This is a genomic window from Kitasatospora sp. NPDC040550, assembly GCF_055594965.1.
Genome location: NZ_JBVIWC010000001.1, coordinates 94892 through 106631 on the forward strand (window position 1 = coordinate 94892; position 11740 = coordinate 106631).

General features: G+C 74.9%; 11 protein-coding genes. 6 read left to right on the top strand and 5 right to left on the bottom strand.

What is annotated here, in order from left to right:
• Positions 1–141: 141 nt before the first annotated feature.
• Positions 142–642, top strand: coding sequence for a thiol peroxidase (tpx, locus tag ACZ58X_RS00465; RefSeq protein ID WP_470331433.1), 501 nt, complete (start codon positions 142–144; stop codon positions 640–642).
• Positions 643–1049: 407 nt separating this feature from the next.
• On the opposite strand, the gene ACZ58X_RS00470 is transcribed toward tpx, so the two are convergent.
• Together ACZ58X_RS00470 and ACZ58X_RS00475 are read right to left on the bottom strand one after the other, a co-directional pair.
• Positions 1050–1913, bottom strand: a complete 864-nt coding sequence (locus tag ACZ58X_RS00470) for an LLM class flavin-dependent oxidoreductase (RefSeq protein WP_470331434.1) — start codon at positions 1911–1913, stop codon at positions 1050–1052.
• A gap of 64 nt (positions 1914–1977) precedes the next feature.
• On the bottom strand, positions 1978–3120 hold the full coding sequence (locus ACZ58X_RS00475; RefSeq protein ID WP_470331435.1) for a GDSL-type esterase/lipase family protein: 1143 nt from the start codon (positions 3118–3120) through the stop codon (positions 1978–1980).
• A 454-nt stretch (positions 3121–3574) separates the two neighbouring features.
• On the opposite strand from ACZ58X_RS00475, the gene ACZ58X_RS00480 reads away from it, so the two are divergent.
• Positions 3575–4042 carry an anthrone oxygenase family protein gene (locus tag ACZ58X_RS00480; RefSeq protein WP_470331436.1) on the top strand — a complete coding sequence of 156 codons (468 nt, stop codon included), beginning with the start codon at positions 3575–3577 and terminating at the stop codon, positions 4040–4042.
• Positions 4043–4131: 89 nt separating this feature from the next.
• On the opposite strand, the gene ACZ58X_RS00485 is transcribed toward ACZ58X_RS00480, so the two are convergent.
• Both ACZ58X_RS00485 and ACZ58X_RS00490 read right to left on the bottom strand, forming a co-directional pair.
• Positions 4132–4851 (bottom strand): DUF1062 domain-containing protein, encoded by a 720-nt coding sequence (locus ACZ58X_RS00485; protein WP_470331437.1) that lies wholly within the window; start codon positions 4849–4851, stop codon positions 4132–4134.
• Between the two features lie 332 nt (positions 4852–5183).
• Positions 5184–5840, bottom strand: coding sequence for a polysaccharide deacetylase family protein (locus ACZ58X_RS00490; protein WP_470331438.1), 657 nt, complete (start codon positions 5838–5840; stop codon positions 5184–5186).
• An 844-nt stretch (positions 5841–6684) separates the two neighbouring features.
• On the opposite strand from ACZ58X_RS00490, the gene ACZ58X_RS00495 reads away from it, so the two are divergent.
• The 4 genes from ACZ58X_RS00495 to ACZ58X_RS00510 all read left to right on the top strand — a co-directional run bounded on the left by ACZ58X_RS00495 (position 6685) and on the right by ACZ58X_RS00510 (position 11266).
• Positions 6685–8046, top strand: a complete 1362-nt coding sequence (locus tag ACZ58X_RS00495; RefSeq protein ID WP_470331439.1) for a hypothetical protein — start codon at positions 6685–6687, stop codon at positions 8044–8046.
• A 133-nt stretch (positions 8047–8179) separates the two neighbouring features.
• Positions 8180–9421 (top strand): AAA family ATPase, encoded by a 1242-nt coding sequence (locus tag ACZ58X_RS00500; RefSeq protein WP_470331867.1) that lies wholly within the window; start codon positions 8180–8182, stop codon positions 9419–9421.
• Positions 9418–10833: a vWA domain-containing protein gene (locus tag ACZ58X_RS00505; protein WP_470331440.1), complete on the top strand. Its 1416-nt coding sequence runs from the start codon at positions 9418–9420 to the stop codon at positions 10831–10833. The genes ACZ58X_RS00500 and ACZ58X_RS00505 overlap by 4 nt, the downstream gene beginning before the upstream one ends.
• A gap of 106 nt (positions 10834–10939) precedes the next feature.
• On the top strand, positions 10940–11266 hold the full coding sequence (locus ACZ58X_RS00510; protein WP_470331441.1) for a hypothetical protein: 327 nt from the start codon (positions 10940–10942) through the stop codon (positions 11264–11266).
• On the opposite strand, the gene ACZ58X_RS00515 is transcribed toward ACZ58X_RS00510, so the two are convergent.
• Positions 11250–11726 (bottom strand): hypothetical protein, encoded by a 477-nt coding sequence (locus tag ACZ58X_RS00515; RefSeq protein WP_470331442.1) that lies wholly within the window; start codon positions 11724–11726, stop codon positions 11250–11252. The genes ACZ58X_RS00510 and ACZ58X_RS00515 overlap by 17 nt on opposite strands.
• Positions 11727–11740: the final 14 nt, after the last annotated feature.

The following is an 11740-nucleotide window of genomic DNA, read 5'->3' on the forward strand; positions in this document are numbered from 1 at the left end:
CTTCGGGCCCAGGACCACGGCCGGTGCCCGCAGCCCCGGGCAGGTGGCTGTCCGCTCCTCGGTCACCCCGCGTCGGGGGCGGGGTGCGGGCAGTAGGATCGGCAGCGTTGTCACTCATGCACCGCTGGTAGGAGGCTTTTCATGGCTCAGGTCACGCTCAAGGGGAACCCGGTCGAGATCGGCGGCGCGCTGCCCGCCGCCGGCACCCAGGCCCCCGCGTTCACGCTGGTCGGCGAGGGCCTCGCCGACACCTCGCTGCAGGACTTCGCCGGCCGCCGCAAGGTCCTCAACATCTTCCCCAGCATCGACACCCCCACCTGCGCGACCTCGGTCCGCACCTTCAACGCCAAGGCCGGCTCGCTCGACAACACCGTCGTGCTCTGCATCTCCGCCGACCTGCCGTTCGCCCAGGCCCGCTTCTGCGGCGCCGAGGGCCTCGACAACGTCAAGACCCTCTCCACCCTGCGCGGCCGCGACTTCCACGACACCTACGGCGTCGCCATCAACAACGGCCCGCTCGCCGGCCTCACCGCCCGCGCCGTCGTCGTCCTCGACGAGAACGACACCGTCCTGCACACCGAGCTCGTCGCCGAGATCGCCGAGGAGCCCAACTACGAGGCCGCCCTCGCCGCCCTGGTCTGACCCCCGCGCGCCCATGCGCGCCCCGGGCCCGCCCCGCACCGCCACCAACCGCGGTACGAGGCGGGCCCGGCCACACCCACACCAGCGAAGCGGCGACGCTCCCGAGCAAATGAGCAAACCAGGTGACCGCAGCCGCCGTCGTCTTACACAATGGCGCATGCTGACTGACCCGTGACCGCTGGGAGGCGCACGCAGAAGTCCCCGTCTCGGTCAGCGGGCTGGCGCCCTGCCTGTCGATGTTCGGAGTGTCAGCGGTCACCTGAATCCCCATGCTCCTCATGATCGGCGTCAGGTGTTCCCCACCCTCGTGGTCACCGGTGCTTGCGGCCCGGGCCGGGGCACCCGGGCTGTGACCGGATCCGGTGAGGAGTTCCGGGAAGGAGCTCTCGGGACCCCGGCGGCGCCGGTCAGATGACCGGTGGCCCGGCCTCGATGCGGCGGAGCACCGGGGGTAGGCGGTCCAGGTCGGGGCCGGTTTGGAGTTGCCGCTCGTCCCACCAGGTGGCGCCGGCGTCGAGCAGCGGGCCGATCACGTCCTTGGCCTTGGCCGGGTGGAGGGGTGTGGCGCCGCCGAGCACGAACTCGAAGGGGCGGTCGGCCCCGGCCGTACGGTGCTCGCGCACGTAGTCGACCAGCTCCCGTACCTCCGTCACGTCCGGCGGATGACCGTGCCGGGCCGTCTCGAAGAGCGGCACCGCGCCGTCCCAGCGTGCAGCCCGGCGCATGGGCGCGCGGCGCGGCCAGAAGCCGCCGATCCACACCGGCGGCCGGGGTTGCTGCACGGTGGCGGGCACCAGCGTCACGTCGCGGACCTCGTAGTGCCGGCCGTGGTGGTCCACCGGCTCGCCGGACCAGAAGCGGCCCAGCAACTCCAGCCCCTCGTCCAGCCGTTCGGCGAGGACGCGCGGCTCGGCGGGGTCGCCGAAGCTGCGGTACTCGTCCTCCATCGGGCCGCCCAGGCCTGCGGCGAAGATCGCCCGGCCGCCGCTGAGGTGGTCCAAGGTGGCCACCTGGCGGGCGAGTTGCTGCGGGCGGTAGCGAGGGACCGGGGTGAGCAGGGTGCCCAGTCGGATCCGCGAGGTGGCCAGCGCGGCGGCGGTCAGCAGCATCCAGGGGTCCCCGAAGGGACGGCCCTGGTGGCGTCGGTGCAGGACGTGGTCCCAGACGAAGAGCCCGTCCCAGCCGGCCTGTTCGGCGGCGGCCGCGACGGCCGCGACGTTACGGGGGTCGGCGAAGTCGCCGAAGTTGGGGATGTTGACGGAGAACCGCATCCCAGCAGGATGCGCGGCCGGCCGCGAAGTGGCAATCGAATGCGGATCGTTGGGTTCGGGCGGGTCAGGACGCCAGGGGGCCGCCCGGGGTGAGGGCGAGGTGGGTGAAGCGGGTGGCGATCAGGCGGTGGGCTTCGGGGGTCGGGTGGACGGCGTCGGGGTGGGGGTGGGTCTCGTGGTCGGGCTCGCCGTACAGGGCGCGGCCGTCGAGGTAGTGGAGGTGGGGGTCGCCGTCCGCGACCCGGGCTTCGACGATGCGGGCCAGTTCGTCGCGGACCACGGTGAGGGTGAGGCGGCCGGGGCCGGGTTCGCCGGTGGCCCGGAACCGGAGGGTGCCGGTGGTGAAGTCGGGGGCGAGGGGGCCGGGGGTGTGCTCCTGTACGGGGCAGAGGATCGGGGAGACGACGAGGAGGGGGGTGGTGGGGTGGCCGTCGCGGATGGTGTCGAGGAAGCCGTGGACGGCCGGGGTGAAGGCGCGCAGGCGCATCGCGTCGGCGTTGACCACGTTGATGCCGAGCTTGAGGCTGATCAGGTCGGCGGGGGTGTCACGGATGGCGCGGGCGGTGAAGGGGTCGAGCAGGGCGCTGCCGCCGAAGCCGAGGTTGGTGAGATCGAGGCCGGTGGCGAGGGCCGCGAGGGCGGGCCAGGTCCCGGTGGGGTGGGTGGCGTTGGAGCCCTGGCTGATGGAACTGCCGTGGTGCAGCCAGCGGTTGCGGGTTCCGGCGGGCACGGGGGTGAGGGGCGCGTCGGAGTCGAGGGCGATGAGTTCGGTGGTCTCGGTGTGCGGGAGCCAGATCTCGACGGTCTTGTCGTGGGCGGGCAGGCCGGTGAAGTGGGCGGTGCCGGGCGGGCCTTCGGTGAGGGTGCCGCGGCCGGTGGTGAGGTCGATGGTGCGCAGGTTGCCGCCGGGGACGGTCGCCTCGGCGGTCGGTCGGCCGTCGACGAGGAGGTCGTAGACGCCGTCGGGCAGGGCGGGCACGCCGGGATAGGCACGCTTGGTGGGGACGGTGTGGAGGGCCAGCGCGGTGGCGCGGGTGCGGAACGCGAGTCGGACGCCGGAGGGCTGGGACTGGGCCATCGCGAGCTGTTCGTCGGGGATCCGGCGGCGGGCGGCGGCGGGCAGTCGGTGCGGGATCAGGCCGCGACCGGTGTGTTCGACGTCGAGGTGGCCGTGCAGGAGGGCTTCGGTGACGGGCGTGGTGATCATGGCGCTTCTTCGTTTCTGCGGTGCGGAGTCTTCGGTGCGGAGGTTTCGACGTGGAGTGTTCGGCGTGGAGTCCTTCGAGGACGGGCGCAGGCCGGAGCACTGTGCGGAGGGTCGTCCCGGTGGCTGCCGCGTCATCCTATGAACAGTATGGGATTACCTAGGAAGCTTAGGCAAATGGAAAGCCAACGTAGGGATCGGCCCGCCGGGGCCGTCATCCGCAGGACGGGGCCGACCACCGGGTCACACTGGGCGCGGTACGTGCCGGAGATGATGTGACGGGTCGTCCTTTGAGGGACTCTTGAGCGGTCGAGCTGGCCCGAGCGGCCCGGATGCCGGATGATCGGCCCCGCCGGATCGGAGCTCCGGCACGAGCGGAACGGAAGCACGGGCGCAGGAGAGGCACGACCGAGCAGAGGGGCTGCGGGAATTGGAAACGGCACGCACACTCGTCCTGGTGGCGGCCACCGTCACCTGTGGACTGACCGCCGGGCTGTTCTACGCCTACGCGTGCTCGGTGATGCCGGCGCTCGCCCGGGTCGAGGACCGGACGTTCATCGAGGTCATGCAGCGCGTCAACGTGGCGATCCTGAACGGCTGGTTCCTGCTCGGCTTCGTCGGCGCCCTGCTCACCACGGCCGGCGCGGTCGCCCTGCACCTGCCCTCGGACGGTCACCGCGCGCTGCCCGCCACGATCGCCGCCCTGGTGCTGTACGCGGCGGCGATCGGGGTCACCCGTGCGGTCAACATCCCGCTGAACGACGCGTTGGAGAAGGCCGGGGCGCCGCAGCGGATCGCCGACCCGGCGGCGGTGCGCACCCGCTTCGAGGCACGCTGGGTGCGCTTCAACGTGCTGCGCGCACTGCTGTGCACGGCCGCACTGGGCTGTCTCTCCTGGGCACTGGTCCTCAACGGGCATCGCTGAACGGCCCGTTGATCCGGCCGGACTCCCGTGCGGCCCACCGGCGGGCGATGCGCCGGTGAGCCGCGCGGGAGACACGGCGGTACCCGTCCCTACGCGCCCGCGACCCTCCTCACGAGGGGCCGGCGCCGCGGCGCACGGGACGCCCCCGGGCCGCTCAGGTCCGCGACCGTGGCGATCCGGACCGGCGCGGCAGCCGGAACCGGCGCGGCCTCGCCCGATACGGACCCGACCGAAGCGGGCCGCTGGAGGGTGAGTTCGAAGTCCCGGTGCGCCTTGGCTGTCGGCGCCAGGGCGGGCGGCAGCTGGACCCGCCCGTCCTCGACCATCCGCCGCACGGCGGTGCGGCTGAGGCCGAGCCCGAGCATCAGCAGCCGCTCGACCCGGACCGGCACGGGCAGTTCGAAGCCGACCAGGACGGTGAGCGGCGTCGGGTCGTCGAGCAGGTGCAGGGGCGTCCGGACCTCCAGCTCCCAGGTGCCGGTCCAGTCGAGGCGGTAGTCGTTCCGGGCGGCGAGCGAGGCGCTCGTCGCCCACTCCCGGACCACGGCGGCGTCGTTGGTCTCGTAGGCCACCAGTCGGGCCGGGTCGAGCGAGGAGACGTGGGCGCGTTCGTGGACGGGCACCTTCGAGGTCCGGTCGCAGCCCGCGCAGCTCAGCAGCAGCCAGACGTCCAGCAGCTTTCCGCTGGCGTTGACCCGGATCTTCCCCGAGGGGCGGTGCCGGGTGCCGGGGCAGTCCGGGCAGGGGCGGACGATGGTGGGCAGGGCGGACTGACGCACGGCCCAGTGGGCCTTGCGGTCGGTATTCATGGTGGTGGTTGCTCTCAGGACTGTGCGGGAACGCCCCACGGACCCCGATCCCGCGCGGCCCCGACCGTGGCGGGCCGGAGCTGGGCAGGGCGGATCGCGGGCGCTCCCGGGATGACGGATGCACACGTGGGCGCGGGTCATCGCCTCGGTACCGAGCCGTCAGGCTCCGAGGTCGATCGCGCGACAGGGTTCGCTGGTGCTACGTGGCAGCCGTTAAAAGTCCATGCGGTGATCGTGGTCGAGGATCGGCCCGCGGGCAACTGGTTTTCCGGCGGGGCCCGGTCGGGCTGAACTGGGCCTGGTGGGGCTGAACCGGGCCCGGCCCCGGCCGGTCAGCAGAGGGTCGCGAAGCGGTACCCGCGCGCCTTGAGGGTGGACAGGATCGTCGGCAGGGCAGCCGCGGTCTGGCTGCGGTCCCCGCCGCCGTCGTGGAGCAGGATCACCGAACCGGGGCGGACGTTGTTCAACACCCGCGACCGGATCGCCGCCGTGCCCGGCCGGGACCAGTCGGCCGGGTCGACCGACCAGAGCACGACCTGCTCGCCGAGCGCCGCCGCCCGGGAGCGCACCGTGCCGTTGACCGCCCCGTACGGCGGGCGCAGGCATGTCGGGGTGTGCCCCGTCCGGGCGCGGATGGCCCGGTCGGTGTCGGCGACCTGGGCGTCGAAGGAGGAGCCGGAGAGCCGGCGCAGGTCCGGGTGCGACCAGGAGTGGTTCTGCACGCTGTGGCCCTGCCGGGCGACCTGGGCGGTGAGCGAGGGGTGTGCGGCGACGTTCTCGCCGAGCTCGAAGAAGGTCGCGCGGACTCCGTAGCGGTCGAGGATCGAGAGGATCCTCGGGGTGTGGGCGGGGCTGGGGCCGTCGTCGAAGGTGAGGTAGACGACCTTGGCGCCCGTGCCCCCCGTTGGCCCGGCCGCCGCCGCGGTGTCGGCCGGGACCGCGACCACCGCACCCGCCGCCAGCGCGGCGACGGCGAGCGCGCCGGCCACCGCCCGGGACCGTCCACCCGCCCGTCGTCCAACTCCGCTGCGCCCAAAGGCTCGTAAGGCCATGCCTGCCCCCTGGTGTCGGAACTTCCGGGTACCGACCAGTCTGCGCCGCCGACCCCCGGCACCGCGACCGGCCCGGGGGCGAAAGGGGGCGAAATCGGCCAGCCGGACGGCGGGTTGACCAGGAGCACACGCTGCCGGACGTACCGCCCGGACGCCCCCGGTGGGAGCCCGCCGCGGGCGTCGGGTCCGCTCCCCCGCGAGCGGCCGGGCTCAGCGCGCGCCGCGCCCGTGCAGGACGAGCGCCCGGCCGAGCGCCAGCAGCCCCGCCGTGCAGAGCGCGGTGCGGCACCCGTTGGCCGCGACCCACGTCCCCTCGAACCTCGCCCGCACCGCGGCGAGGTTCGAGGATCCGGGACGGGTCGCCGGCCGCCGCCAGGTCGTCGTTCAGCGGGATGTCGACGCCCATGGCGACCATCAGCGCCACCACGTACAGCAGGGCCGCCCCGGCCGCCCAGAACGCCGCCCGCCGCCGGCCGGCCCGGTGCTGGAGCCGGGCCGCGACACCCGTCGCGACGAAGGCACCGACGGGGCCCGGACAAGCCGGGGCCCACCTCCTCCGGCGTCCACCGGAGCACAGCCCGGCCGACCCGGTCCACCGCCCGTGACCCGCCCTCCAGCGATCCTTGAGCGAACCGGCGGACGCACACCGGAAGGACCGACCCGCACCGGAGCCGTGGCGAATAACCGTGGCGCGGCAGCGACGGCGGGCGCTATGCTCCCCGGCGATGAACACTTTCGCTGCTCTCGGATCGGAGGTCCCGTTCGCCACAGGTGAGTGCTGATGCTCACCCCCACCGCGAACGAGGATGACTCCCGCTTCTCCCTCTGGCGGCGCGTACGCGAGTACGCCGTGCCGCCCTCCATGATCGAAACCGCCACCGCGCGCCGACTCGCCGGTGACTGGGCCGGGGCCTGCGCCGCCGCCAACGTCGAGGTCGACTTCCGCCTGCGGGACGTCGCACGCACCCACGGGCACGCACTGGCCGAACGGGTACGCGAGGACCTGCGCCGTCTGGCGCCGGACCTGCTGCGCTGGCACCTGCCGCGCACCGCCCCCGCCGGACTGCTGCGCGCCGGGCTGACCGTGCCGCTCGCCCGCTATCCGGGCGAACGGCCGGTGCACCTCGTCGTCCGGACGCCGCCCGCCTGGGCGGAGTACGGGCAGCGGATCGGCCTGGCGCTCTGGGACGGTTCGGCTCCCGGCCCGGCCCCGCACCCCCATCCGCGCCCCAGCCGCCGGTACCGGCTCGACCTGCACCGGCACCTGTGGGACGCGGGCCGCAGCGGCGAGTTGACGGCGCGAGCCGGATCCCACCCGCCAACTGGGCCACCGCACAGCGGAGTCGGGCCGCACGGGCTGCGCCGCGCCGACCACCGCTGGGCCGCCGAGGCCGAGCTGCTGCTGCGCGCCGAGGGACTCCCGCCCGGGCCCGTCGCGGTCCGGCTCGGGCGCGGCGAGCGGCTGGTGCTCGGACCCGACGGCCGCACCGAAGCGGCGGTCGGGGATGTCCGGGCGCTGCCGCTGCTGCCCGACGCGGCGACCTGGGTACCGCCCGACCTCGACCTGCTGCACAGCGGCGAGCTCGACGCCGACCGGCTGCACCCACTGGTCGCGGCCGCGCTGGCGCCCGGCCACCGGCCCCGACAACAGGACCGACCGCCCGCCGGGCAACGGCTGGTGGAGTGCCGTGGCACCCGGCACCGGATCGCCGTGGTCGACGGGGTGCTGACCGCGCTCGACCACGACCCGGTGCAGCTGCGCCGCGAGGAGCTGCTGGCCGCGCTGTCCGGCACCCCGCTGCCCTGCCTGCGCGCCATCGACCAGGCGCACCGCGATCCGGCCGAACTGGCCGATGTGCGCGAGCGGTTGAACCACGGCGACACCGCCGGGGCGCTGGCCGTGGTGGAGGACCTGCTCGGCCGACAGGCGGCCCTGCGCGAGGGCTCCCTGCGGGACGAGCTCGCGGCGGCCGCCGAGCGCCGGATCGCCTACGGCCTCTACCGCTCCGGCCTGACCGTCGACGGGCGGGCCAGGGCCGAGGCCGGCTTCACCCCCTACGGGCTCTACCGGTTCCGCATGCCCGGCCACCTGCACGGCAGTTACCCGTTCCCACGCCCGCCGCGGATCGCCGCCACTCGCTGAACACCGCTCGGCCGCACGCGACCTGCGCACCCCGTACACCGCGTGCATCCCGTACACCGCGTGCATCCCGTGCATCCCGTGCATCCCGAACGACCCACTGACGTCCGACCTCCAAAGGTGATCACCCATGCCCATGCCCATGCCCATGACCCCGCCCACCCCCGCCCGGCTCGACGTCGCCCGTCAGCTCCTCGACCTGCTCGCCGACACCCGCACCGAACTCCGCCCGGACGACCAACTGGAGGCGCTCACCCTGGCGGTGGCCGCGGACCTGCCCGTACTGCTCTGGGGCGAGCCCGGCATCGGCAAGACCGCCGCCCTCACCCAGCTCGCCGAGGCCCTGGACCTGCCGCTGACCACCGTCATCGCCAGCGTCCACGAGCCCTCGGACTTCTCCGGCCTGCCGGTCGTCGGCGACGACCCCGCGCAGCAGGGCATCCCGCTGGCCCCGCCGGACTGGGCGGTGCGTCTGGTCCGGGCCGGGCACGGGCTGCTGTTCCTGGACGAGTTGTCCACCGCGCCGCCCGCCGTCCAGGCGGCGCTGCTCCGGCTGGTCCTGGAGCGGCGCATCGGTTCGCTCCGACTTCCGCCTGGCGTGAGGATCGTGGCGGCGGCGAACCCGCGCTCCTCGGCGGCCGACGGGTGGGAGCTGAGCGCGCCGCTGGCGAACCGGTTCGTCCACCTCCAGTGGGTGCACGACCACGAGGTGGTGGTGCGCGGTCTCGGCGGGGTGTGGCCGGTCGCCACCCTGCCGGAGCTCGATCCGGCGGAGCTCTCGGCCGCGGTCGGCTTCGCCCGCCGGGCGGTCTGCGAACTGCTCACGGTCAGGCCGGAGTTGGTGCACCGGCTGCCCACCAACGAGACCCGGCGCGGCGGCGCCTGGCCGTCCCCGCGCAGCTGGGACATGACGCTGCGGCTGATCGCCTTCGCCACCGCGGCGGGCTCCTCCCGGGAGGTGCTGTCACTGCTGGTCCGGGGCACGGTCGGGGACGGGCCGGGGCTGGAGCTGATGGCCGGCATGGACCGGATGGACCTGCCGGACCCCGAACTGCTGCTCGCCGACCCGGCCGCCGCCGCGCTGCCCGAACGCGGGGACCTGCGCCAGGTGGTGCTGGACGGAGTGGTGGCCGCGGTGCGCAACCGGCCGGAGCGGGCCCGCTGGGACGCCGCCTGGGCGCTGCTGGTACGGGCGATGGCGACCGGCGCGCCGGACGTGCTGGTCGTCCCGGCCACCACGCTGGCCTCGCTGCGCCGGGAGGACTGGGAGGTCCCGGCGGCGATCGAGCACCTCGCCTCGACGGTGGCGCTGTCCCGGCGGGCCGACCGCGCCGCCGTCCGGACCGCCGCCCGGACCGACGTGACGGCCGGCCGATGAGCACGAGCCGCACGCCGAAGGGCGGCACGCCGAAGGGCACCACGCCGAAGGACACCGGGTGGAACGCCCGGCCCGCCGCCACCCCGCTGGACGTCCGCAGGCGCGGCAAACCGCTCACCGCCCGCCCGCTGGTCGTCCCGGTGCCCCCACCACTGTCCGCACCGGGGCGGAAGCCGGTACCGGACCCGGCGGACGCGCGCCCACTGGACCGCGACAAGCTGTACGCCGCCCGGCTCCAGGCCGCCCGGGCCCGCCCCTACCTGGCGACCGCGCTGTTCGCCCTGCACCTGGTGGAGGACCGCCAGGTGCCGACCATGGCCGTGGACCGCCACTGGCGCTGCTACGCCTCCCCCGCCTTCGTCGACCGCACCCCGGTGGAGGACCTCGCCTCGATCTGGGTCCACGAGGTCTCGCACCTGCTGCGCGACCACCACGGGCGCAGCGACCGCCTGGCCCGCAGCCTCGGGCTGACCGAACCGGCGGACCGGCTGCGGATGAACATCGCCGCCGACTGCGAGATCAACGACGACGCCTTCGGCGACGGCCTGGTCACGCCTGCGGGCGCGCTGACGCCGGACCTCCTCGACCTGCCCGGGGGCGAGCTGATGGAGGACTACGTCCGCAGCTTCCGCTTCGACCTGCGCCGGCTGAACCTGGCCTGGCTGGACTGCGGCAGCGGCGCCGACGGCGTGGACCGCCCCTGGGAGCTGGGCCCGGACGGTGCCCACGGGCTGACCGCCCAGGAACAGGACGCGGTCCGCTTCCGGGTCGCCGAGGGCATCCGGGGCCGCCCGGGGAACGCCCCGGCGGGCTGGCGACGCTGGGCCGAGGAGGCGTTCCACCCGCCGCAGCCGTGGCGCCGACTGCTGGGCGCGGCACTGCGCTCGGCGGTGTCCGGGCCGGGCGCGGGCGGGGACTACAGCTACGGCCGGCCGGCCCGCCGCGCGGTCTCGCTGCCGGGCGTGGTGCTGCCGAGCCTGCGGCGGCGCCCGCCCCGGGTGTCGGTGGTGATCGACACCTCGGGGTCGGTCGCGGACCGGGAGCTGGGCAGCGCGCTGCTGGAGGTCGCGGCGATCGGCCGGGCGGTCGGCGGCCGGCACGACCTGGTCACCGTGCTGTCCTGCGACGCCGCCCTGCAGTCCGTCGGCGCGCTCTGCCGCGCGGCGGGCATCCCGCTGGTCGGCGGCGGCGGGACGGACCTGCGGACGGGCTTCGCGGCGGCGCTGCGGACCAGGCCGCAGCCGGACGTCGTCGTGGTGCTGACGGACGGGCAGACGCCCTGGCCGTCGGTCGCGCCCTCGTGCCGAACGGTGGTGGGCCGGTTCCGTCGCCAGGCCCGGTACGACGAGAACAACGGCGAGTACCGGCCGGCCGCACCGCCGAGCTGGGCTCGGGTGGTCGACATCGGCTGAGGGGCCCGACGAGAGGAGACCCCGTGCACGACGACGGGCCGACCACGACCCCGCTGCACAACCCGCCCGCAGCACAACCCGCCCGCAGCGCAACCCGGAGGAGGCCGTGGCAGCCGACGAGTCCGCCGTGCGGCGCCCGCACGAGTGGGCACAGCTGCGGGCGGTCACCCTCGGCGAGCCCTGGGCGGCGGAGCAGGTGCTCGCCGCCGCCGACCGGCTCCAGTTGCGCACCGCCGGGACGGCCCCCAGCGGCCCCGCGCTCGGCCTCCTGGCCGATCACGGACGCACCCGGCGGATCCGCGCCACGGCCACGGCCCGGCCGCACCGGCGCCGAGCCACCGCCCGGCGCCGAGCCACTGCCCGGCGGGGGGGCGCCCGGCCCCAGGTGGTCCGAGCCGTCGACCGGCACGGGGTGGTCAGTCCCAGGTGTTGAAGAGTGCCGCACCGAGGGTCGACGGCCGCCAGTACCGGATCTGCCGCCGCTCCGCGTCCGACAGCCCGGAGCTGTCGCACTCCGCGAAGGGGGACAGCAGCAACTCGCGCCCCAGCACGGCGAAGCCGGCCCCGGCAAGGGGGGTGTCGGCCCAGCCCGGGGCGTCCAGGAACTCGTCCGTGCAGCGGTACCGCCGGTCCGGAACGAAGGCGACCACGGGCCACTGGGCGTGGAACAGCAGGACGTGGTGGCCGGCCCGGTCGGTGAGCGTCGCGGTGTGGAAGCTCTGCGGGTACTCCCGCTCGACGAACTCACCGGCGCGGCCCCGCGCGCTGCGTGCCGCCGCGTGCCAGGCCGACCGGCAGGCGGCGGGGTCGGTCGACGGCAGCGGCGGATCGTCCTCGTCGCGGAGGCACGTCACCCCTCGTTCGAGGCGGAACGGGCCCACAGTGGTCAGCACGGTCGCCCTCCCTT